This is a genomic window from Pseudoalteromonas sp. T1lg10 (assembly GCF_002964545.1).
In the GTDB taxonomy this organism is placed as follows: Bacteria; Pseudomonadota; Gammaproteobacteria; order Enterobacterales; family Alteromonadaceae; genus Pseudoalteromonas.
In genome coordinates this window covers 284,012-305,478 of the sequence record NZ_PQBV01000037.1, presented here as the reverse complement: position 1 = coordinate 305,478, position 21,467 = coordinate 284,012, and the positions used below count along the sequence as shown (strand labels likewise).

Annotated in this window: 23 protein-coding genes and 5 tRNA genes; 11 read left to right on the top strand and 17 right to left on the bottom strand. The window is 49.6% G+C overall.

The window, feature by feature from the left end:
- Position 1: 1 nt before the first annotated feature.
- From C2M17_RS10155 to lolB, 11 genes are all read right to left on the bottom strand, one after another.
- Positions 2-76, bottom strand: a tRNA-Gln gene (locus C2M17_RS10155).
- Between the two features lie 37 nt (positions 77-113).
- A tRNA-Leu gene (locus tag C2M17_RS10150) sits at positions 114-198 on the bottom strand.
- Positions 199-216: 18 nt separating this feature from the next.
- Positions 217-291 (bottom strand) — tRNA-Gln (locus tag C2M17_RS10145).
- Positions 292-329: 38 nt separating this feature from the next.
- Positions 330-414, bottom strand: a tRNA-Leu gene (locus C2M17_RS10140).
- Positions 415-526: 112 nt separating this feature from the next.
- Positions 527-603 (bottom strand) — tRNA-Met (locus C2M17_RS10135).
- A 200-nt stretch (positions 604-803) separates the two neighbouring features.
- Positions 804-1,895: a redox-regulated ATPase YchF gene (ychF, locus tag C2M17_RS10130; protein WP_105200657.1), complete on the bottom strand. Its 1,092-nt coding sequence runs from the start codon at positions 1,893-1,895 to the stop codon at positions 804-806.
- A gap of 28 nt (positions 1,896-1,923) precedes the next feature.
- Positions 1,924-2,508, bottom strand: a complete 585-nt coding sequence (gene pth / locus C2M17_RS10125; RefSeq protein ID WP_105200656.1) for an aminoacyl-tRNA hydrolase — start codon at positions 2,506-2,508, stop codon at positions 1,924-1,926.
- A 19-nt stretch (positions 2,509-2,527) separates the two neighbouring features.
- Entirely contained in the window at positions 2,528-3,145 is a 618-nt protein-coding gene (locus C2M17_RS10120) for a 50S ribosomal protein L25/general stress protein Ctc (RefSeq protein ID WP_105200655.1), read from the bottom strand.
- 241 nt (positions 3,146-3,386) lie between these two features.
- Positions 3,387-4,334, bottom strand: coding sequence for a ribose-phosphate pyrophosphokinase (locus tag C2M17_RS10115; RefSeq protein ID WP_105200654.1), 948 nt, complete (start codon positions 4,332-4,334; stop codon positions 3,387-3,389).
- 123 nt (positions 4,335-4,457) lie between these two features.
- Entirely contained in the window at positions 4,458-5,315 is an 858-nt protein-coding gene (gene ispE, locus C2M17_RS10110) for a 4-(cytidine 5'-diphospho)-2-C-methyl-D-erythritol kinase (RefSeq protein WP_105200653.1), read from the bottom strand.
- On the bottom strand, positions 5,312-5,896 hold the full coding sequence (gene lolB, locus C2M17_RS10105) for a lipoprotein insertase outer membrane protein LolB (protein ID WP_105200652.1): 585 nt from the start codon (positions 5,894-5,896) through the stop codon (positions 5,312-5,314). Before lolB ends, ispE begins: the two co-directional genes overlap by 4 nt.
- A gap of 217 nt (positions 5,897-6,113) precedes the next feature.
- Between lolB and hemA the strand changes: the two genes are divergently transcribed.
- The 11 genes from hemA (at position 6,114) to rlmM (ending at position 15,883) form a co-directional block, all read left to right on the top strand.
- Positions 6,114-7,370 carry a glutamyl-tRNA reductase gene (hemA, locus tag C2M17_RS10100; RefSeq protein WP_105200651.1) on the top strand — a complete coding sequence of 419 codons (1,257 nt, stop codon included), beginning with the start codon at positions 6,114-6,116 and terminating at the stop codon, positions 7,368-7,370.
- A 7-nt stretch (positions 7,371-7,377) separates the two neighbouring features.
- Positions 7,378-8,463 (top strand): peptide chain release factor 1, encoded by a 1,086-nt coding sequence (gene prfA / locus C2M17_RS10095; RefSeq protein ID WP_105200650.1) that lies wholly within the window; start codon positions 7,378-7,380, stop codon positions 8,461-8,463.
- 1 nt (position 8,464) lies between these two features.
- Positions 8,465-9,319 (top strand): peptide chain release factor N(5)-glutamine methyltransferase, encoded by an 855-nt coding sequence (gene prmC, locus C2M17_RS10090; protein ID WP_442792603.1) that lies wholly within the window; start codon positions 8,465-8,467, stop codon positions 9,317-9,319.
- A 48-nt stretch (positions 9,320-9,367) separates the two neighbouring features.
- Complete coding sequence (locus C2M17_RS10085; RefSeq protein ID WP_105200649.1) at positions 9,368-9,739, top strand: SirB2 family protein; 372 nt, start codon at positions 9,368-9,370, stop codon at positions 9,737-9,739.
- Between the two features lie 94 nt (positions 9,740-9,833).
- Entirely contained in the window at positions 9,834-10,634 is an 801-nt protein-coding gene (locus C2M17_RS10080) for a tetratricopeptide repeat protein (RefSeq protein ID WP_105200648.1), read from the top strand.
- Between the two features lie 32 nt (positions 10,635-10,666).
- The gene (locus tag C2M17_RS10075) at positions 10,667-11,899 is read left to right on the top strand and encodes a DUF819 family protein (RefSeq protein ID WP_105200854.1); all 1,233 of its coding nucleotides are present in this window, start codon (positions 10,667-10,669) and stop codon (positions 11,897-11,899) included.
- A gap of 10 nt (positions 11,900-11,909) precedes the next feature.
- On the top strand, positions 11,910-12,764 hold the full coding sequence (kdsA, locus tag C2M17_RS10070; RefSeq protein WP_105200647.1) for a 3-deoxy-8-phosphooctulonate synthase: 855 nt from the start codon (positions 11,910-11,912) through the stop codon (positions 12,762-12,764).
- 135 nt (positions 12,765-12,899) lie between these two features.
- Entirely contained in the window at positions 12,900-13,799 is a 900-nt protein-coding gene (locus C2M17_RS10065; RefSeq protein WP_105200646.1) for a transcriptional regulator GcvA, read from the top strand.
- Entirely contained in the window at positions 13,800-14,426 is a 627-nt protein-coding gene (locus C2M17_RS10060) for an alpha/beta family hydrolase (protein ID WP_105200645.1), read from the top strand.
- On the top strand, positions 14,423-14,788 hold the full coding sequence (locus tag C2M17_RS10055; protein ID WP_105200644.1) for a DUF423 domain-containing protein: 366 nt from the start codon (positions 14,423-14,425) through the stop codon (positions 14,786-14,788). Before C2M17_RS10060 ends, C2M17_RS10055 begins: the two co-directional genes overlap by 4 nt.
- 9 nt (positions 14,789-14,797) lie before the next feature.
- Complete coding sequence (gene rlmM / locus C2M17_RS10050) at positions 14,798-15,883, top strand: 23S rRNA (cytidine(2498)-2'-O)-methyltransferase RlmM (RefSeq protein WP_105200643.1); 1,086 nt, start codon at positions 14,798-14,800, stop codon at positions 15,881-15,883.
- Positions 15,884-15,915: 32 nt separating this feature from the next.
- Here rlmM and C2M17_RS16130 read toward each other — a convergent pair whose 3' ends face one another.
- From C2M17_RS16130 to C2M17_RS10025, 6 genes are all read right to left on the bottom strand, one after another.
- Positions 15,916-16,134, bottom strand: coding sequence for a VanZ family protein (locus C2M17_RS16130; RefSeq protein WP_267894416.1), 219 nt, complete (start codon positions 16,132-16,134; stop codon positions 15,916-15,918).
- 3 nt (positions 16,135-16,137) lie between these two features.
- On the bottom strand, positions 16,138-16,320 hold the full coding sequence (locus C2M17_RS16050) for a hypothetical protein (RefSeq protein WP_233997957.1): 183 nt from the start codon (positions 16,318-16,320) through the stop codon (positions 16,138-16,140).
- A gap of 1 nt (position 16,321) precedes the next feature.
- On the bottom strand, positions 16,322-17,053 hold the full coding sequence (gene cysZ, locus C2M17_RS10040; protein ID WP_105200642.1) for a sulfate transporter CysZ: 732 nt from the start codon (positions 17,051-17,053) through the stop codon (positions 16,322-16,324).
- A 188-nt stretch (positions 17,054-17,241) separates the two neighbouring features.
- Positions 17,242-19,161 carry a hypothetical protein gene (locus tag C2M17_RS10035; protein ID WP_105200641.1) on the bottom strand — a complete coding sequence of 640 codons (1,920 nt, stop codon included), beginning with the start codon at positions 19,159-19,161 and terminating at the stop codon, positions 17,242-17,244.
- Between the two features lie 28 nt (positions 19,162-19,189).
- Positions 19,190-20,215, bottom strand: a complete 1,026-nt coding sequence (locus C2M17_RS10030; protein WP_105200640.1) for a M48 family metallopeptidase — start codon at positions 20,213-20,215, stop codon at positions 19,190-19,192.
- 3 nt (positions 20,216-20,218) lie between these two features.
- Complete coding sequence (locus C2M17_RS10025) at positions 20,219-21,328, bottom strand: YjgN family protein (RefSeq protein ID WP_105200853.1); 1,110 nt, start codon at positions 21,326-21,328, stop codon at positions 20,219-20,221.
- Between the last annotated feature and the right edge of the window lie 139 nt (positions 21,329-21,467).

Below are 21,467 nucleotides of genomic sequence, written 5' to 3'. Positions count from 1 at the left end.
ATGGCTGGAGTACCAGGATTTGAACCTGGGAATGGCGGGATCAAAACCCGCTGCCTTACCGCTTGGCGATACTCCAACTAAAGGGTCGATAGTTTTAGTTCTTATCAAGAACATGGTGCGGAAGGTGAGACTTGAACTCACACATCCGAAGATACTGGAACCTAAATCCAGCGCGTCTACCAATTCCGCCACTCCCGCATTTATCTCAAGAAGAGATGGCTGGAGTACCAGGATCTGAACCTGGGAATGGCGGGATCAAAACCCGCTGCCTTACCGCTTGGCGATACTCCAGCAATAGAGTTTGATGGTTTTAGTTCTCATCAAGAACATGGTGCGGAAGGTGAGACTTGAACTCACACATCCGAAGATACTGGAACCTAAATCCAGCGCGTCTACCAATTCCGCCACTCCCGCATTTCGCTTAAGTATTTTATGGAACCTAAAACCAGCGTCTAATTCAAGACATCGGCCAATTCCACTACTTTCGCATACAAACTAGCTTTCCATTTTCCTTGGTAGTGGAAAATGGTGGCTACGCCCTGATTTGAACAGGGGACCCCATCATTATGAGTGATGTGCTCTAACCAACTGAGCTACGTAGCCAACTTTTGTTTGTCATCATCGCTGATGCGGGGCGTATTATGCTGATATGGTGAAAGCGCGTCAACACCTTTTTGCGAAAAACACATTCAGGATGAATCGTTTGCTTGAAAAACAAACGAAGCGAATAAAAATCGACTTATCTTGCTTAAAAAGCCTACAAAAAAGCCCGCAAATAGCGGGCTTATCAAGGTAAAAACTTTTTATACGTTGAACAAGAAGTTCATCACATCGCCGTCTTTAACTATGTATTCTTTACCTTCTTGGCGCATCTTACCCGCTTCTTTGGCTCCATTTTCGCCTTTGAATTCGATGTAGTCAGCGAAAGCAATAGTCTGGGCGCGAATAAAACCACGTTCAAAATCGGTGTGGATCTTACCGGCGGCTTGTGGCGCCGTTGCACCGACAGGAATAGTCCAGGCACGAACCTCTTTCACACCGGCGGTGAAGTAGGTTTGCAGCTTTAACAGCTCATAACCACCACGAATTACGCGGTTAAGACCCGGTTCTTCAAGGCCCAAGTCGGCCATAAACTCTTCGCGATCTTCATCATCAAGCTCAGAAAGTTCCGCTTCGATGGCGGCACAAACCGGGATCACAACTGCATCTTCTGCAGCGGCGATTTCACGTACCTTGTCCAGGTGTGGGTTATTTTCAAAGCCATCTTCATTGACGTTGGCAATGTACATGGTTGGCTTGATGGTTAAGAAGTTAAGATAGGCGATAGCCGCTTTCTCTTCTTTCTCTAGGCTTAATGAGCGTAGCGTTAAGCCTTCATCAAGGTGTGCTTTTACTTTCTCAAGTACCTGAATTTCAAATTTGGCGTCTTTGTCGCCACCTTTGGCTTTTTTCGCTTGACGCTGCATGGCGCGATCGGCGGTATCCATATCGGCTAGTACGAGCTCGGTATTGATAACATCGATATCGTCAGCTGGATCGATCGTGCCCGCTACGTGAACGATATTTTCGTTTTCAAAGCAGCGAACCACATGGCCGATGGCATCTGTTTCACGAATGTTGGCAAGGAACTGGTTACCTAGGCCTTCACCCTTAGAAGCGCCTTTAACCAGACCGGCAATATCCACAAACTCCATGGTCGTAGGTAGAATACGCTGTGGTTTTACGATTTCGGCCAATTGATTTAGGCGCGTATCTGGAACAGGAACTACACCCGTGTTTGGTTCGATGGTACAAAACGGGAAGTTTTGCGCTTCAATACCAGCTTTAGTAAGTGCGTTAAATAGAGTTGATTTACCTACGTTAGGCAAGCCAACGATGCCACATTTAAAACCCATATTCTTAATACCTATTTAATCTTTAAGCCTAAGGCTTAAATGAATGGAGTCTGTTTTGTGCTTTAAGCACACCATCTTTCGCCAAAATTTCCATACAACGCACCGCTTCATCTACCGCTGCGTTAATCTTTTCTTGATCTGCCGCCGGTGCCTTGCCTAAAACCCAGCCAGTTACTTTATCTTTGTGTCCGGGGTGACCAATGCCAATGCGTAAGCGCATAAACTCTTTATTATTGGCCATCTTGGCAATGATGTCTTTAAGGCCATTATGACCACCATGACCGCCACCTTTTTTTAATTTGGCTGTACCCGGCTCTAAGTCCATCTCGTCATGAGCGACAAGAATACTCTCAACTGGGATCTTATAAAAGTTTGCCAGGCTTGAGACGGCTTTACCACTGAGGTTCATATAGGTGGTGGGGATCAATAATTTATATTCTGTGCCGGCAATAAGCACCTTGCCGGTTAGGCCATGGTGTTTGCTATCGGGCTTGAGGATGCAGTTGTAGCGGGCGGCCAGTTCTTCGATAAACCATGCCCCTGCATTATGGCGAGTATCTTTGTATTCGGGGCCTGGATTAGCCAGGCCCACTAGCATTTGAATAGTATTCAAGGTGCTAACACCTTAAACCTTATTCTGCTGCTTCTTCAGTTTCTGCGTCTTCAGCTGCAGCGCCTTTAGGAGCAACAACAGTTACAACTGCTTGGTCGTGATCAGCACCTTTAGCTAGTTCAACAGAAGAAACACCTGAAGGAAGTTTAACGTCAGATAGGTGTAGTGAATCACCTGCAGCTAGTTTAGCTACGTCTACTTCGATGAACTCAGGAAGTACTTTAGGAAGACACGTGATTTCGATCTCAGTTAGCTGGTGAACAACAGTTGCACCTTTCTTAGTTACTACATCTTCGTTGATGAAGTGTACTGGGATGCTAGTGTGGATCTTAGAGTTAGCGTCAACACGTTGGAAGTCTAAGTGAGTGATCTTAGGCTTGAACGGGTGACGTTGTACGTCTTTAAGGATCGCTTCAACTGACTCACCGCCGATGTTTAGCGTAAGGATGTGAGTGTAGAAACCTTCGTGTGCTTGCGCTTGAATGATTTTGTTGTGGTCAAGCGTTAGTGATACAGCTTCTTTGTCTGCGCCGTAAAGGATTGCAGGAACTTTGTCTGCACGACGTAGGCGGCGGCTCGCACCAGTACCTAGCTCAGCACGTACTTCTGCATCAAATGTGTAAGAAATGTTAGACATGGATGTCTCCAAAATAATTTAGTTAAAGTTTTAAGACCTTCGCGACCAAAAGTCTTAGCCGATTGATAGCCGTTTAAACAACCACCAATCAAAAAAGGCGCGCTATAGTACCACCGCGCCCTTATAAAATAAACAAGAGATATAAAAAAACACCGCAATTGCTCAGAGCTAATGGCTAAGCGATTGCGGTGTTTTTCAAAAGGCTAGGGGGGAAACCCGAGCCCTCGCTAAGATGTTGAGCTTAGTGCTCGAACATCGCTGAGATTGACTCTTCGTTGCTGATGCGGCGAATGGTTTCGGCCATCATATCGGCAAGGGTCAATACCTTGATGTTATCCAGCGCTTTTAGCTCGTCAGATAGAGGGATTGAATCGGTTACAATCACTTCATCGATTACTGAGTTGCGTAGGTTCTCGGCTGCTTTACCAGAAAGCACCGGGTGCGTGGCATAAGCAAATACGCGCTTGGCGCCATGCTCTTTCAGCGCTTCAGCTGCCTTACATAAGGTACCACCGGTGTCGATCATATCGTCAACGATAATACAGTCACGGCCTTTAACATCACCAATAATATGCATTACTTGTGAGACGTTGGCTTGTGGACGACGCTTGTCGATGATCGCCAAGTCTTTATCGTCTAGTAACTTAGCGATAGCACGGGCACGTACTACACCGCCGATATCAGGAGACACAACAACAACATCTTCAAAGTTGCGCTGCTTCATGTCTTCGATTAGTACCGGGCTACCGAATACGTTATCTACTGGCACATCGAAGAAACCTTGGATTTGCTCTGCGTGTAGGTCAACGGTTAGTACGCGGTCGACACCTACGCTAGATAGGAAGTCGGCAACAACCTTGGCCGTGATTGGTACACGAGCAGAACGCACGCGGCGGTCTTGGCGAGCATAGCCAAAGTAAGGAATTACGGCGGTGATACGGCCTGCTGATGCACGGCGTAGCGCATCAACCATAACGATCAATTCCATTAAGTTGTCGTTAGTTGGCGCACAGGTAGACTGGATAATAAAAACGTCCGATCCACGGACGTTCTCATTAATAGACACACTGATTTCACCGTCGCTAAAACGACCAACCTCGGCATCGCCTAGTTCGATATATAAACGTTTTGCAACTTTTTGAGCAAGTTCAGGCGTTGCATTACCAGCAAAGAGCTTCATGTCTGGCACGGTAGGGGTCCTCGGGCACTGAAATTTGGGACTAACTTGTAAGTTAAGCATATCGACTGCGATGGCAAACCAAGGTTTGCAAGGGTGCAGGAGTATGCCTGGTTACAGGCTAACTTAAACACTTTACTTCTCTAAACCAAGTGCCGTATGAGCGGGCGACTTGTTCAGGTTTTTGGCAACAAAGCCATGCCATTTTTCAGGCAGCTTTTCTAGAGCATTGCGTGCGGCTTGTTCATTTTCGAACTCGGCAAAGCAACATGCCCCAGTGCCAGTCATTCTCGACGGGGCGTATTTTAACAACCACAGCAGTGTTTTTTCAACCTCGCTGTACAGCTTTTTGACCAGCGGCTCACAGTCGTTACGCTGCTGCGCCAGTTGCCACTGCTCTGGAAGTTTCTCACTATCACGTATTAAGTCGGGGTGAGTGAAAACAGCGGCGGTACTAATATGCACCTGAGGATGCACCACTAAATACCAGCGTTCAGGCAGCTCCACGGTGTGTAATTGCTCACCTATGCCGCGTGCCAAGGCGCTGTGGCCGTGAATAAAAACCGGCACATCGGCGCCCAGTGACACCCCAAGTTCAGCCAATTGTGCCAAGCTTAGGCGTTGTTGCCACATTTTATTTAAAGCCAGCAGTGTGGTGGCTGCATCGGATGAGCCACCGCCAACGCCGCCGCCCATGGGCAGCACCTTGTCTATGCTGATGTCGACACCCTTATGAGCATAGCCTAATTCTTCATAGCGCTGCTGCAGCATGCGCGCGGCGCGATAGATAAGGTTATCGGTATTGGCTACGCCGGGCAGGGGAGCGACGGCAATCTCCTGGTCAGGGCGCTCTTTAAAGTGCAAGGTGTCGCCGTAATTGAGAAAAGTAAACAGGGTTTCCAGTTCATGGTAGCCGTCATCGCGACGCCCGGTAATATGTAAAAAGAGGTTAAGCTTTGCCGGGGCAATCACGCTCAAAGTTTCCAAATTCATTGCACTTGCCATTGATTAATTAAAAGTTTTACCCGCAGTGACTCATGAACCAGGGTGATGCGGGTGGGCAACCAGACGCCGTTTATGGCCTCGTATTCTTCATAGCGAATTTGCCAGCGGCGCTGATCCGGGCTTAGCCAGTGGGCGCTGCGCACGCGCTCGAGCTCATCCAACTCGGCATCGCTCTCAAGTTGCCCGAGCAGCCAGCTTTGCGGTTCAGCTAATGGCAGCAGCCAGCCGCTTAAGCGGTAAACCAGTTGCTGCGCATTCTGATCTTGATAATGCTCATCATCCACTTCCAGGTGTACCTGCTCACCTTGTTTTTGCAGGCGCAGTACATTGGTGCCGATAAAGGTGTTGAGATCCAGTTCATAGTCTTTATTTTGCTGTTGCCACACAAAGTTAGCCGATTGGCGCTTTTGTGGCGAAATAAAGGCCATTTTCCCTTCCGCGCTGAAATGAGAGATGGCCGCAAGTTGCTGGCGCCAGTTGTCATCTGGGGTGGTGGATTTTGGGATTTGTTGAGCACAGCCGGTGATAAACAAAAAAAACACCAGCAAAATCAATCGAAAGTTAATCAAATGTCTTTCCTGCCTTTTCTTATTCGCTTGATTTTCGTAAAATTATTCGCTTGTAGCAGGTTTTGACCAATATTAATTGCAAGCGATTTGTATTTAGCGTCGAATAAAGCGTTTGTCGGCATCGTAAAAATCCATTTGCCGGTAAAGCGCTTGTGTGCGCTAATTTATCAATGAGTAGGTATTTAATCAAATTGGTTGTTAAGCAATAGTTGTCACCATGACCATAGTCGCACTGGGTATTAATCACAAAACGGCCTCCGTTGATTTACGAGAAAAAGTCGCCTTTTCGGCGGAGCAGCTTGATCGTGCACTACAGCAACTCACCATGCAGGATGAATTCGCTGAGTCCGTGATTGTTTCAACCTGCAACCGCACCGAAATTTATTGCTCGCTAGAGAGCGGCACACCCGAGCAGGTATTGCAGTGGCTGGCCGAGTTTCATTGTCTCGATATCGAAGAACTGGCCGACAATGTCTATAGTTACGACCATAATGACGCCATAGCTCACCTGATGAAGGTGGCATGTGGCCTGGACTCCTTAGTCTTGGGCGAACCGCAAATTCTTGGGCAAATTAAACAGGCTTATGCCAGCGCCAAGAAAAATGGCGGTGTTGGCGTGCTGTTCGAGCGTTTGTTCCAGCGTACCTTCTCGGTGGCCAAGCAAGTACGTACCGAGACCAATATAGGTGCCAGCGCGGTTTCCGTTGCCTATGCAGCGGTGAATCTTGCCAAGCATATTTACGGTCAACTTAATAACACCAGCGTTTTGCTTATCGGGGCCGGCGAAACCATAGAGCTGGTAGCGCGCCATATTCATCAGCATTCACCCAAGTCCATGACGGTGGCAAACCGTACTCTGGATAGGGCCCGTAATCTGGCGGATGAATTTGCCGCTGGGGTGATCTCCCTGGCGCAATTGCCCGAGCAACTGGCCAATGCTGATATCGTTATAAGTTCCACAGCCAGTACCTTGCCTATTATCGGTAAGGGTGTGGTTGAGCAGGCGCTGCGCACCCGTAAGAACAAGCCCATGCTGTTTATCGATATCGCCGTGCCGCGGGATATCGAAAGCCAGGTAGCGGAACTTGACGATGCCTACCTTTATTCGGTGGACGATCTGCAGGCCATAGTGAGTGAAAATATGGCGACGCGAGAGCAGGCAGCAGAGCAGGCGCAGGGCATTATCGCCGCCAAGGTGGAAGAGTTTGCCAGTTGGCTGAAGTCCCTTGATTCGCTCGATATGATCCGCGATTACCGCAACGAGGTAACGCAAACCAAAGAACAATTGTTAGAGCGGGCGCTAAGCCAGCTTGCCAGCGGCAAAGAACCGGACAAGGTGATGGTCGAGCTGGCCAATAAATTGACCAATCGTTTGATGCACGCTCCTACCAAGGCGATTAAAGACGCCGCCGAAAAAGGCGAGCTGGGGCAGTTGGCACAAATGAAGAAGATGTTAGGAATTAACCAGGAATAACAAACAGATGAAAGAGTCCGTATACCGTAAGTTAGAATCCTTAGTGGAACGCTATGAAGAAGTGCAGGCGTTGCTCAGTGATCCCGAGGTGATCGGCAATCAGGATCGTTTCCGCGCTTTATCTAAAGAGTATTCGGAGCTCGAAGAAGTAGCAAAAACCTTCACCGCATACCAGCGGGCGCAGGACGATGTCGCCGCAGCGGAAGAAATGCTCAAAGACTCAGATCCAGATATGCGCGAAATGGCTCAGGAAGAGTTCAAAGAAGCCAAAGGCCAAATTGAAGCTCTTGAAGACGAGCTTCAAGTCTTGATGCTACCTAAAGATCCAAAAGACAACAACAACGTCTTCCTTGAAGTACGTGCCGGTACCGGTGGTGACGAAGCGGCGATTTTCGCCGGTGATCTATTCCGCATGTACAGCCGCTACGCCGAGTCACAAAAGTGGCAGGTGGAAGTGGTCAGCGCCAACGAAGGTGAGCACGGCGGCTACAAAGAAGTGATCGCTAATATCAAGGGGGATGGCGTTTACGGCAAGCTTAAGTTTGAATCCGGCGCCCACCGTGTACAGCGTGTGCCAGAAACCGAATCTCAGGGCCGAGTGCATACCTCTGCCTGTACCGTTGCCGTGATGCCAGAAATTCCAGAGGCCGAAGCCATCGAAATTAACCCGGCGGATATCAAGGTTGATACCTTCCGCGCCTCCGGCGCCGGTGGTCAGCACGTTAACAAAACCGACTCGGCAATTCGTATTACTCACTTGCCAACCGGTGTGGTGGTTGAATGTCAGGACGAGCGTTCACAGCATAAGAACCGTGCCAAGGCCATGTCCGTACTTGCCGCTCGCCTAGAGCAGGCAGAAACGGAAAAACGTCAGGCCGCAGAAGCAACTCAACGCCGTAACCTGGTAGGTAGCGGTGACCGCTCTGAGCGTATTCGTACCTATAACTACCCGCAGGGTCGTATTACCGACCACCGTATCAATCTAACCCTATATCGCCTTAACGAAATCGTTGCCGGCGAACTGGGTGCGGTTATTGACCCACTTTTACTTGAGCATCAGGCCGACCTTCTGGCGGCGATGGGAGAGGAATAAGTTGGCACTGCCATCCATAGATGATGCCTTGTCAGCGGCCACAAAGCGCCTGCAAGCCCTGAGCGACTCGCCAAAACTTGACGCTCAGGTGCTGATGCTGCATATCTTGCAACGTCCCCGCAGCTACCTTTTTGCCTGGGGCGACCGCCCACTTAGCGAACAGGAATACCATGACTTTATGCAGCTGCTGGAAAAGCGCTGCGCCGGTCATCCCGTTGCTCACCTCACCGGAGTGCGGGAGTTCTGGTCGCTGCCCATCATGGTTAATAACAGCACTCTGATCCCTCGCCCCGACACAGAAACTCTGGTTGAACAAGCTTTAGCGTTAGCCCTGCCGGATAACGCCAGAGTGCTTGATCTTGGCACAGGTACCGGAGCCATAGCCCTGGCGCTGGCCTCGGAGCGCCCCAGCTGGCATATCGATGCCCTTGATGCCAGCGCGGATGCAGTGGCTTTAGCACTAAAAAATAAGCAAAATCTGGGGCTTAGCAATGTGCAAATTATGCACAGTGACTGGTTTAGCGCCCTTAATGATGTTACATATGATTTAATCGTCAGCAATCCACCTTATATCGATGCGGCGGATCCCCATTTGCAGCAGGGTGATGTGCGCTTTGAGCCGCTTAGCGCCTTGGTTGCCGCGCAGCAGGGGCTGGCAGATATAGAACATATTATTATTCATGCCAAAGCGTTTTTAACGCGCCCCGGTGTGCTGATGTTTGAACATGGTTACGAGCAAGGTGCCGCGGTGCGTCAATTGTTCACCGACCATGGTTACATTAATGCCCGCACCGAGCGCGATTTAGGTGACAATGACCGCATTACCCTGGCCGAGTTGGTGCCCGGGTGTGCGTAGAATAAAGATAAAATAACAACAAAGGTCAACAGACCCTTAAGGAAGAACATGGATTATATCGCTATCAAACACACGCATGTGTTATTTGTGGTGCTCAGTGTAGTGCTTTTTTACGTCCGCGCGTTTTCGCGCCTTGGTAGTGGCAAAATTGCCGCAAACAAGGGCGTGTTTATCACCAGTCATGTAGTCGACACCCTATTACTAGTGAGTGCGGTGGCGCTACTGATTGTGGCCAGCATGAATCCGTTGACCATGCCCTGGTTATGGCAAAAAATCATCCTGGTTGTGGCCTATATTGTGATTGGCTTTAAGCTACTAAAAGCGCAAAGCAAAGGGCAAAAATGGCTATGGCTGGGAGTTAACACCTTGGTGTTGTTGGCAATTGGCTATTTGGCGGGTACAAAATCCGCGTTTTTCTAGCCGTGAATACGGCGCTAACGCAGTGAAATTGGTATCTTAGGGCGATCCTAGGTAAACTAGTGGCCATTTTATTGCCTGTGAGATATCCCTATCTATGTCTGATGTTTGGTTAGATGACCAATTTGATTTAGAGCACAGCTACAGTGTTAGCGCCATAAACCGTTGTATTGCCGCCGAATCACGCTGGCAGGCCCAGGCTCAAGCCGAGCAAGCCTATACGCAGTTGCAAAGCTTAGAGCAGCAAGCGCATGAAATCGTTGCGCGCCATGAAGATGACAAGCATCAGGCACTGGATGCCGTGGTCGATAGTTTCTACACCGAATGGGGCTTTAGCGGCACCCATCAGGATGTGCCCGAGTATCGCCTTAACAGCGTGTACTTTGCCCTGCTTTATCGCACCGGAAACAGCCTGGCGCTGGGCATTATATTGCACGGTATTTTAGAGGACGCAGGTTTTAATGCGGATCTGGTGCTGGTGGATCAGAGCGTGATGGTGCAGGTGCATTTTAGCGATCAGGAGCATTATCTGATCGAGCCGACTTCGGGTCAGCAAATGTGGCATCTGCAGCCGGAAAACGCCGAGCCAGAGCAAAGCCCAGAGCTGCTTATCGACGAAGAAATCTATAAGCTGTACCTGGCCCATCAAAAATGGGCGTTTATTGCCACCGAGCGTTTTGGCAGCGCCTTGGCCTGTGCCGAGCTGTTGTTAGAGCTGATAGGTGACGACCCTTACGAGCGTCGCGACCGTGGTTATTTGCTCAATCAGATTAATCGCCCTGAGCTGGCCAAAGAAGATCTGCGCTTCTTTGTTGAAGAGTGCCCGGACGACCCAGGTATTGAAATAGTACGCCATCAAATTGATGAGCTCGACAATAATAACAACACACTACATTAGTAAGGAATCATTTGGATCAACCTGCTGAGGCCATGATCAGCAATCCAGCCGTGGTGATGGGCCTGCTCGCCGTAATTCTCGGCGTGATTTTTAAAACCGCCCATAGTCAAAACCACTGGCTACGGACCTTTTATAAGTATGTGCCAGCGTTGCTGCTATGTTACTTCCTGCCTTCTTTACTCAATACCTTTGGCATAGTCGACGAAAAAAGTGCGAAGAGCGTGTATCACGTGGCTTCGCGCTATTTACTGCCAGCCTGTTTGATTTTGCTGACCATCAGTATCGATTTAAAGGCCATTATTAACCTTGGCCCCAAGGCGCTGATCATGTTCCTGACCGGTACCCTGGGCATAGTCATAGGCGGCCCCTTGGCCATCCTGGTTATGAGTGCGGTAAACCCCGAGGTAGTCGGCGGCCATGGCCCGGATGCGGTGTGGCGTGGCATGACCACCATAGCCGGCAGCTGGATAGGCGGCGGGGCTAACCAGGCCTCGATGAAGGAAATGTTTGACGTTGGGGGAGATATCTTCTCCGCCATGGTGACCGTGGATGTCATTGTTGCCAACCTCTGGATGGCGGTATTGCTCTTGATGGCTGGTAACCATAAAGCCATAGATGCGAAAACCGGCGCCGACACCAGCGCCATCGAAGATCTTAAAAAACGCGTCGAAGCCTATCATGCCGAGCATGCACGCCTGCCGACCTTGAATGATTATATGACCATAATCGCCATCGCTTTTGGTATTACAGGTTTAGCTCATTTCTGTGGCGATATACTGGCGCCTTATTTCGACCAGTTTGCCTGGGCGCAAGAATACAGCTTAAACAGCAAGTTCTTCTGGCTAATCGTGATTTCAACCACCATAGGTATTGGTCTGTCGTTTACCCGTGTGCGTCATATCGAAGCATTTGGCGCCTCAAAAGTGGCATCCAGCTTCTTATATATTCTGGTGGCCTCTATCGGTTTGCATATGAATATCACCGCCATCTTCGATACCCCATGGTACTTTGTCTTGGGTGTTATCTGGATGCTGACGCACGCGGCCTTGATGTTGATTGTTGCCAAGGCCATTAAGGCGCCGCTGTTTTATATGGCGGTGGGCTCGCAGGCCAATGTTGGCGGTGCAGCTTCGGCGCCCGTTGTGGCCTCGGCGTTTCACCCGTCGCTAGCACCTGTAGGTGTGCTGTTGGCTGTGCTGGGTTACGGCGTAGGTACGTATATGGCTTATATTTGCGGCTTGATCATGCAGTCGGTCGCCCCTTAAGGAATTAAAAATGACCATTAAACAAATTAATATTGGCGCCATTGAATTGGCCAACGACAAACCTTTTGTACTGTTCGGTGGCATGAATGTGTTGGAGTCTCGCGATCTTGCCATGCGCATCGCCGAGCACTATGTGGAAGTGACCAACAAGTTAAACATTCCTTACGTGTTTAAAGCCTCTTTTGATAAGGCCAATCGCTCGTCGATTAATTCTTATCGCGGCCCAGGTATGGAAGAAGGTTTAAAAATTTTTGAGGAAATCAAAAACACCTTTAATGTGCCTTTGATCACTGACGTGCATGAACCTTATCAGGCCGCGCCAGTGGCCGAAGTGGTTGATGTGATTCAGTTGCCAGCCTTCTTGGCGCGTCAAACCGACCTGGTGATGGCCATGGCCAAAACCGGCAATGTGATCAATGTGAAAAAGCCGCAGTTTTTAGCACCGCACGAAATGCGTCATATCATCAAGAAATTTGCCGAAGCCGGTAACGAGCAGGTGGCCTTATGTGAGCGCGGCACCAGCTTTGGTTATAACAACCTGGTTGTTGATATGCTGGGTATGGACGATATGAAAACCATGGCCCCAGTTATCTTTGACGCTACTCATGCCTTGCAGCGCCCTGGCGGACGCAGCGATAGCGCCGATGGCCGTCGTGCCCAGGCTGCAGAGCTGGCACGCAGCGGTATGGCACTGGGTATTGCAGGTTTGTTTATTGAAGCGCATCCGAACCCCAATGAAGCCAAATGTGACGGCCCTTGCGCCTTGCCACTGGCTAAGTTAGAAGGGTATTTAACGCAAATGAAGGCCATTGATGATCTGGTAAAAAGCTTTCCACCGCTAGATACCAGCGCCAGCGATCTGTAGATTTATTTTAAATGATTTAAAGCCAGCCCTAGTTGCTGGCTTTTTTTATGTTTGAGCCAGCGCTGCGCACTAAATTGGCATCTTGAAGGCCTTTGTATATAATCAGTTCAAATTAAAAAAACTAATCTATTGGCTATGGCTCGGCGACTTCCCCCTCTTAATTCCCTCAAGGCTTTTGAAGCTGCGGCAAGGCACTTAAGCTTTACCAAGGCCGCAGAAGAGCTTTATGTTACTCAGGCCGCGGTGAGCCATCAGATAAAAACATTAGAAGAGCATCTTGGCTTAAAATTATTTTTACGTAAGAACCGCTCTTTATTGCTGACCGAGGAAGGTCAGGGTTATTTTCTCGATATCAAAGAGATCTTCACCCAGCTGGACGATGCCACCGAAAGGCTCCTGGCTCGCGGTGCCAAGGGCTCCTTAACCGTAAGTCTGACTCCAAGTTTCGCCATTCAATGGCTGGTCCCACGCTTAAGTCTGTTTAACGAGCAGCATCCGGATATCGATGTGCGAATTAAGGCGCAGGATCAGGACGACAACTCGCTACAAGATGATGTGGATGTAGCCATTTATTATGGTCGTGGCCACTGGAGTGGGGTGGAAACCCATAAGCTGCATACGGAATATCTGGTGCCCTTGTGTAGCCCCATGTTGCTCACCGGGCCCAAGCCCTTGAACGAGCCACAGGATCTGCAAAATCACACCTTGTTGCACGACACCACCCGACGTCCTTGGAAGGTGTGGATGAAGACCGCCGGGGTGCGTAATGTTCAGGTGAATCAGGGACCGATTTTTTCCCACTCTTCCATGGCCATGCAGGCCGCAACCCATGGTCAGGGGGTGGCTTTAGGGAACCTGGTATTGGCAAAACCTGAAATCGATGCCGGACGTTTGATCGTGCCCTTCAACCACAGCTTGGAAAGTAAAAATGCCTATTATCTGGTATTTCGTGAGTCACAATCCGAGCTGGGTAAAATAGTGTCCTTTAAAGAATGGATGTTAGGTCTGGTAGAAAAAGAGCAGGAGCAACTCTAAATGCAGTGGTTTAATGCAGAGCAGCCGATTGCTCAATTTATTTTTGCCCATGGCGCCGGCGCCGGTATGGACAGTGAGTTTATGCAAGAGCTGGCGCGCTTAATGGCAGCGCAGGGAATTAGCGTTGGCTTGTTTGATTTTCCCTATATGGAAAAAGCCAAGGCAGAGAACAAGCGTCGCCCACCGGATCGCGCCGACAAGCTGCTGGCCAGTTTTAATCAACAACTGACCCAGCGGCAAGATGCCTTGCCCTTGTTTATCGGTGGCAAATCCATGGGCGGGCGCATGGCCAGTATGCTGGTGGCGCAGCCCGAAGGAAGCAGTGCAGAGGTGCGTGGAGTATTAGCCTTTGGTTATCCGTTTCATCCTCCGGGGAAAAAAGACAAGCTCAGGGTTGCCCACTTTGATGATATCAAGGTGCCGTTTTGCGTTATTCAGGGCGAGCGGGATACCTTTGGCAAGCGCGATGAATTAAGTCAGCTTGCCGACACCCGTCCGGCACAAATCCATTGGTTGAGTGACGGCGACCATTCCCTGGTGCCGCGTAAAAGAAGCGGTTTTACCCAGCAGGGAAATTGGCAGCAGGCGGCGGATGTCGCCGTGAACTTTATTAAGGAGCAGCTATGAGTCAGTTATTTTTGGTGCTAGGCGCGATTTTCGCAGGGCTCGGTGTTATACTCGGCGCCTTTGCCGCTCATGGCCTAAAAAGTCGGCTCTCGGAGTACGCTATCGGCGTCTTTCAAACCGGGGTTGAATACCAGATATATCATGCACTTGGGCTCATATTAATCGGCGTGCTGGGGAAACTCGGGATGCAATTTAATGTCAGCGGCTACTTTATGCTCGCCGGCATCCTATTATTTAGTGGCAGTCTGTACGCTTTGGCCCTAACCGGCATTAAGTGGTTTGGCCCCATTACTCCCTTAGGTGGCCTGTGCTTTATTGTCGCCTGGGCGGCGATGGTTATTAAACTTTTACAAATGAAATAAGTCATTACCATGTCCTGTATCGTTATTTATTGTCGCGCTGGTTTCGAAAACGACGCTGCCGCAGAGATCACTCACCACGCCAGCAATCTAGGTGTGGGCGGTTATGTTAAGACGAAGCCGAATTCGGCCTTGGTGGCATATCACTGCTATAGCCAAGATGAAGCAGAATACCTGATCAAGAAGATCCCGTTTAAGGACATGATCTTTGCCCGCCAGTGGTTTATCGGCACGCAAGTAGCAAAAATGCCTATCGACGACCGCGTTGGCAGCATTTGTGAGGTTGCCAAGTCATTCCCTCTATGCGGTGAATTGCGCGTGGAAACTTGTGATACCAACGAAGGCAAAGAGCTTTCTAAGTTCTGTAAAAAGATCAGCAATCCTCTGGCCAAGGCATTAGAGAGTCAGGAAACCTTGCTGCGTCAACAGGTTAAAAACCGCCCGACCTTGCATGTGTTGTTTATCGCCAGCGATACCGCTTATGTGGGTTATTCGTTTAGCTTTAACAACTCACCCTTGTATATGGGTATCCCGCGCCTGCGTTATCCTAAGGATGCACCGAGCCGTTCAACCCTTAAGCTTGATGAAGCCTTTATGATGTTTGTGCCTGAAGATGAGCGCGAAGAGCGTGTGGCCTCGGGCATGAAGGCAGTGGATTTGGGTGCTTGCCCCGGCGGCTGGACCTATCAGTTGGTGCGCCGTGGCATGTTTGTGCAGGCCATAGACAATGGCCCCATGGATCAGGCCTTGATGGACAGTGGTCAGGTTAAGCACTATCGTGAAGACGGCTTTAAGTTCCGCCCTGAGCGTCGTAATATCAGCTGGTTGGTGTGCGACATGGTGGAAAAACCAAGCCGCGTGACCGAGCTAATGATTGATTGGGCTGTGAACGGTTTTGCGAAGGAGCTGATTTTCAACCTTAAGCTGCCAATGAAAAAGCGCTTTGATACTGTGTACGAGAATCTCCAGCGTATTCGCGATGAACTGCATGAGTATGGCGTAAAATACAACCTGCAGGCCAAGCACCTGTATCACGACCGTGAAGAGGTTACGGTACATCTGCAAGTGCTGCGCGTACCGCAAAACGTATTTAGCTAAGATATATACCTATGATGCAAAAAAGCCAGAGATTAACTCTGGCTTTTTTTGTATTGCTTCACCAAGAGGCTGATCAGATAACTGGCCGCGGCTATGCCGAAAACGTCGGCAGTTAAATCCACCAGATCAAAGGTGCGACTGGCAACAAAGGCCTGGCTTATTTCCTCGCTTAGGGCAAAGAGAAAAACAATTAAGGCGCCCCAGTAAAGTTTTACCCTGCCAAGGTGCCAGTAGGCGGCTTTTAAGGCCAGGCTCTATAATAAGGTGGCGGTGCCAAACAGCACGAAGTGGCCCAGCTTATCGCCATAGGGCAGGGCTCTGACCAAGTCAAAAAAGATGCTTGGCTGGCCTGTGTTAGCGAGATAGATGATCCAGCCCAAAAACGCAAAAAAGCCAAGCGCCAATAACATCAGCGTCCATTGCCAGGTGCCTTTCATATTATTGCCCGCGATAATTGTTACGGTAGTTTTCCACCCACAACTTGGTGGCGCCACACACGGCCACCGGCATGACTATCATGTTGAGAATGGGGATCATGGCACAGATCATCACCCCGGCGCCAAAGCCGTAGGACAGTCCCCTATGTGCATTTAAATCGCGTTTCATATCACCAAAGCTCACCTTGTGGTTATCGAAGGCGTAATCCTTATATTGAATGGCGAACATCCAGCAGGTAAACAGCGCCCAGATGATCTGTCCAATTATCGGCAGAAACCACATCAGGATAAAAAAGCCGATGGCGCGGGGCAGGTAATAGCACAGCTTGGTCCATTCCCGGCCAAGCATACGCGGCACATCGCGCATGGTATCGAGCAGACCGTCGTCGTTGACGCGCTGCCCGGTTAAATGTAATTCCACCTTCTCGGCGAGGATGCCGTTAAAGGGGGCGGCGATAAAGTTGGTGATCACCGTAAAGATCATCGAATAGCTAAATAGCACCACCAGAAGTGCTAAAGGCCACAACAGCCATTCAAGCCAGGACAACCATTCGGGCAGCTGGGCATTAATCCAGGCGAAGGCGTCGGTCAGCCAGCCATAAATAAAAAACAGGGATGTGCCGAAGATCACCAGGTTGATCAACAGGGGGATCAGTACAAAGCGTTTTAGGCCTTTTTCGGTGATCATTGGAAAACCACTAAAAAAGTATTCAAATCCGCGACCTAACTGCATGCTTTACCTCAAAGTGTTACAGGGTATGGTTTGCAGTATATCTAAGGCGCTGCGAATTTACAGCGCAAAGTGGTAAACAATTGTTGCAAAAACAGCGGGCTAGGGTTTTAAAAAACGGCCAAAAAAAGCCCTGCTAGGCAGGGCGTTTATTGTCAACTTTAAACCATCTCCTAAGGAGGTGGTGATGGTTAGTTCTTATCTTCGAGCATGTCTGCTTCTTGCTGCTGACGTTCGCGGTAGGCACCGCTTTGCTCTTCGATGAGCGTCGGTGTTTCCTGCTGAGCGCGTGACACCTGGTTCATCTTTAAGATGTTTTCGGCGTTTTGCAGATCCGAGGTATTGCTGAAGCCGGCAATGTTTTCACGTGCTTTTAAGAAGCTGTGGATTTCATCGACTATGGTATTGAGCTCTTGCTCATTCTTCTTCATCGCCATCACGTAACGCGGCATCTCAACATTATCGGCACCGCTGGTGGCGAAGGTGCTTGAGCTGATACGCGAACTGATGATCCAAGGCGTGATTGACGACTTGATCACCACGTTTTCACTGCGCGTCGAGTCATGGATTGACATACCGGTAGAGATCTTCGACTCGGTGAAAGTACCTTCGGTTTTTAGATACAGTAGCAAAGAGCTAAATTGCATTTCCGCCCAGAACACATGGCTGAAGTTTTCCAACATACGGCCTATGGTGCTGAAGATTTGCCACATAAAGAAAGTACCAAGCACGGCCACGATAAGGCCAGAGAGCTCGCCTAACCAGTTTTGTAACAGCTCGATATTGCCACGGTTGGCGGCACGGGTGAACTCAGGTAACAGGCTGCTCTGCTGGCTGATAAAGTGATACAGGCCAATGGCTTCGCCGGCCAGTGAGAAGAACAACAAGGCACCGATCACCAGACACAGCTGAGCCGCTGTGGTGCTTACCAAACGGGTAATATTAAAGCCCTTGTGGCCAGGACGCGGATTAAACTCAGGCTGGGTTTCAATCAGCAATTCGCCGCGGAAATCACCCTTGCTGCTGCTTTGCTCATTCAAGACCGGATCGAAGTCGATATAGGTACGGTTCGGGATTTCCTTATAGCGGCGGTTGGCCAGAACTATGCTTTCGATATTGATGAAGATCTCGTTCGGATGCACTTCTTCTTGCAAGTTAGCACGGTATTCGCTGACCTCGGTGGCCACTTCGTTTTGTTTGCTACGGGCATTAATCAGGTAGAAGACTGCCGCGCAGCAAAGCGCACCTAGGAATAATAAGGTAAAGAGGCTAGGCCAGGCCGAGAACAGGCTTACCTTTTCTGTCAGCTGTGCCCATTGCTCCAATTCCCCCTTATGTGGGGCGAAGAAATGATGATAGATAAGACCTATAACCACGGGGAAAATCACCGAAAAGGCGATGATTTTCGCAAGTGAGGCGGCGCCTACGTCTTTAAGACGTTTTACTCGGTTCAGGCTTACCGCATTGGCGGCACTGCGCCAGCATAGCAGCAGGTAAACCAAAATCAGTGCCGAGAATACCGGTACGATAATATGACCCGCTTCACCGGCCAGGCCAGATGATGAGACAAAATAGGTCAGGCCGAAGGCAACAAAGGCCAAAATGGTTTGCAGAATAACGCCGATGACCTCCTGTGCCACATTACGCATGGGGTAGGGCAAGAAGATTAATTTTGGTAATACCGAGTGAGCAAAACGACCTACCCAGCCCTTGGGCTCGGTGAAGGTGGCGTTTTTGCGCCCCATCAACATGGACTCCAAGGTTTTCGCCGTATAGGCTAGGGAACCTTTCTTTTGCTCCAGCGCCGCATTTTCCTGCTCGCTCTTGCTTAGGTTGGGTGCTAATGAGCTGGGGACCGAGCGGCCAACGAAGAATTTAAACAGTTGGAAAAGGCCGCTACCACAGCGTTTTAAACCTAAGATCATAAGCACTAAGCCTACTGCTGCGTAGGCCCAGGCAGAGATCATATCGGTTTGTGTTAAAGAGGTGACTTTAAAAAGGCTAAATAAACCAATCAGGGTGATAATGGCACCACCTGCGGTGCGTATCGTTCCTTCAATTTTAAATGGGTTAGAAATACCTAGCCCTTTCGAGCCAAAATCATAAGCCATGATGATTCCTTGGAGTTAATAGAATTCTTTAGTCCGTTTTATGCGCGTTTTCTATGCGCTCGGAAATTGCTGGGTGTGATGAGAGATAATCCCACAAAGTGCCTTGCTCTTTTTCATCCATCCCGTGCGCCTGAGCCAGGGCCTGCACGGCCTCGGCAAAAGCCGAGCGATGATAGCCTAATTGGCTAAGCTGCTCTAGTGCAAAGGTATCGGCCTGACGTTCCATATCGCGAGAAAACTGCTGTTGGATCAAGGCCGAACCCGTACCCATGATGATCTCAGCAAAGCCTTCGAGGTCGCCAAACATCAGCGCCAAAGTGACCGAAGAGCCGGCGGATTGGGCCGCCAAAGTCAGGCCATGCTGATATTGAACATGGCCAATTTCGTGCAGTAATACCGCAAGCAGGGCGGTGTCGTTATCTTTGAGGATAAGCGCGAGTTCGTCGGTTAAGACCACCTGGCCGTCGGGCAGGGCAAAGGCATTGGCGCCTATCTCAGGGGCACTGTAGAAGTGCAAAACCAAATGCTCGGGAGCCTGGTCCATTTTCGCAATATGGCTTTGCCACAAGGTGCGAATATGGGTTTGCTGCGCATCGTCCAGATTAGTGGGTTCCAGATACACGTATTCCAGTGCTGCCAGGGTTTGCTCTGATGCAGCATGTACCACAGAGTCTGGCAATGAGCGTGCGACCACAGCGGCGCTGGCAGGAATGAACTTAAAGAACAACAGCCAGGCGAGCACAGCGCTGGCTATTACACAGCCAAGCACAGCCGTTTTATGTTTTTCGATGCGCTCCAGCAGGCGATCCCAAGCGGACTCCGAAGGCCAGCGATGGCTGGCGCTATGGGGTACAAAACGACTGCCGTCAATAAACACCAGCTCTACCGGCAGGCCGCTGAGCTGCTGGCCTTGACGGTATTGGTCAAATTGCACCAGCAATTCATCGCCACTGTAAATGCGCACTTGCTCGCAACTGCTATCTTGCGTCAGCCACAGGGTTACTTCCGTGCTGTGGCTTTGATTGTTCAGGTAATAAAACCCGGTGACTTGCATGCGTTAGCCCAAAGACAGATCGATATCGAACATGTCAGCGGCTTCTTCGCCAAACGCCGATTGCTGCTCACCCAGTTGATCGTGCAGTGTTTGCGGGTCGCACAGGAAGGTCACTTCGGTGGCGTTACTAAGCATGCGGGCGCTGCGCACCTTGGCCCAGGGGTAAGCCAAACCTAGGCTAAAGACGATGGCCAGGGTATTGGTAAATACCAGCAGGGTGTAGTCGATCATCTTTAAATCCGACTTAAAATCGGCAATGCCCTGCAGTTCGCTGCTGTTAAGCAGGTGATTGCGAATATGAGTCTGATAAATGCCCGTGGCTACCGCAAAGGCAACAAAGTAAACAATCATCATCATCACCATGATGCTTACACCGGCAATAGCACCGGCTTGGTCGTTCATCATTTCCGGGTCTTGGATCATGGCCTCCAGGCCAAAACCGAAGGCACCAGCCACGGCTAGCATGATCACCGCGATAATGCCGGCGGCAACATAGGCCATCAGCGCCGCTAAATAATACTCACCGCCCTTGGTATTGACACTAATGGGGGTGTCGGAAAACTCAATATGGCTGTGTAAATACTGGTCCATGCGTTTAAACACGTACGGAAGCAATAAATAAAGGGTGAATACGCTGGCCACTGGCAGCAATAAGAACACCACAAAGGCCTCGCCATAACTGCCCTTAAAGTTAAAGCGCACATTGCGATAACGGCTCATACGCATGTTAAAGCGCATGCCTTGATTGATGATCCAGGGCGTTAAAAACAGCAGAATAAAAATCGCCAGTATGCCCAGCGCGGGCACAAACTGGGTGCAGAACATATAAATAACAAAAAAGATAAAGGCAAGAATGCGGCCTTTTAAGATTTGTATCGGCGTTGCCAGATAATCAAATCGATGGCCATCGAGTTGCGTGTGGCCGTAAAAATAACGATAGGTGCGTACCTTGGCCCAGGCGGAATAAATTCCCAGGGTTAACAAGGTCAAAACGATATTAACGATCCAAATTGAGAAAAACTCTTTCCCTGAGCCACTAAACTCGACGCGACGGCTATAAGGTTGAAACTGAGGTGTCGTGTTAGTTGCGCTATCTGTTTGTGATAAATCCATTTTTTTAGTCTTTTTGGCGGTTAAAACGCAGCTCATTAATTTAGCGTTAAGTTTCGAATAATGCAACAGATGCAAGGGCTTAACCTGCTTTTACTCTCTGCAATGGGGCAAAGCATGTGTATAATAGGTCGATCCTCCT

Excerpts from the sequence above, each read along its gene's own strand:
- ychF (WP_105200657.1), bottom strand. The coding sequence starts at position 1,895 with ATGGGTTTTAAATGTGGCATCGTTGGCTTGCCTAACGTAGGTAAATCA.
- C2M17_RS10120 (WP_105200655.1), bottom strand. The coding sequence starts at position 3,145 with ATGTCTAACATTTCTTACACATTTGATGCAGAAGTACGTGCTGAGCTA.
- ispE (WP_105200653.1), bottom strand. The coding sequence starts at position 5,315 with ATGAATTTGGAAACTTTGAGCGTGATTGCCCCGGCAAAGCTTAACCTC.
- hemA (WP_105200651.1), top strand. The coding sequence starts at position 6,114 with ATGACCATAGTCGCACTGGGTATTAATCACAAAACGGCCTCCGTTGAT.
- prfA (WP_105200650.1), top strand. The coding sequence starts at position 7,378 with ATGAAAGAGTCCGTATACCGTAAGTTAGAATCCTTAGTGGAACGCTAT.
- C2M17_RS10085 (WP_105200649.1), top strand. The coding sequence starts at position 9,368 with ATGGATTATATCGCTATCAAACACACGCATGTGTTATTTGTGGTGCTC.
- C2M17_RS10080 (WP_105200648.1), top strand. The coding sequence starts at position 9,834 with ATGTCTGATGTTTGGTTAGATGACCAATTTGATTTAGAGCACAGCTAC.
- C2M17_RS10075 (WP_105200854.1), top strand. The coding sequence starts at position 10,667 with ATGATCAGCAATCCAGCCGTGGTGATGGGCCTGCTCGCCGTAATTCTC.
- kdsA (WP_105200647.1), top strand. The coding sequence starts at position 11,910 with ATGACCATTAAACAAATTAATATTGGCGCCATTGAATTGGCCAACGAC.
- C2M17_RS10065 (WP_105200646.1), top strand. The coding sequence starts at position 12,900 with ATGGCTCGGCGACTTCCCCCTCTTAATTCCCTCAAGGCTTTTGAAGCT.
- C2M17_RS10060 (WP_105200645.1), top strand. The coding sequence starts at position 13,800 with ATGCAGTGGTTTAATGCAGAGCAGCCGATTGCTCAATTTATTTTTGCC.
- C2M17_RS10055 (WP_105200644.1), top strand. The coding sequence starts at position 14,423 with ATGAGTCAGTTATTTTTGGTGCTAGGCGCGATTTTCGCAGGGCTCGGT.
- rlmM (WP_105200643.1), top strand. The coding sequence starts at position 14,798 with ATGTCCTGTATCGTTATTTATTGTCGCGCTGGTTTCGAAAACGACGCT.
- C2M17_RS16050 (WP_233997957.1), bottom strand. The coding sequence starts at position 16,320 with ATGAAAGGCACCTGGCAATGGACGCTGATGTTATTGGCGCTTGGCTTT.
- cysZ (WP_105200642.1), bottom strand. The coding sequence starts at position 17,053 with ATGCAGTTAGGTCGCGGATTTGAATACTTTTTTAGTGGTTTTCCAATG.
- C2M17_RS10035 (WP_105200641.1), bottom strand. The coding sequence starts at position 19,161 with ATGGCTTATGATTTTGGCTCGAAAGGGCTAGGTATTTCTAACCCATTT.
- C2M17_RS10030 (WP_105200640.1), bottom strand. The coding sequence starts at position 20,215 with ATGCAAGTCACCGGGTTTTATTACCTGAACAATCAAAGCCACAGCACG.
- C2M17_RS10025 (WP_105200853.1), bottom strand. The coding sequence starts at position 21,328 with ATGGATTTATCACAAACAGATAGCGCAACTAACACGACACCTCAGTTT.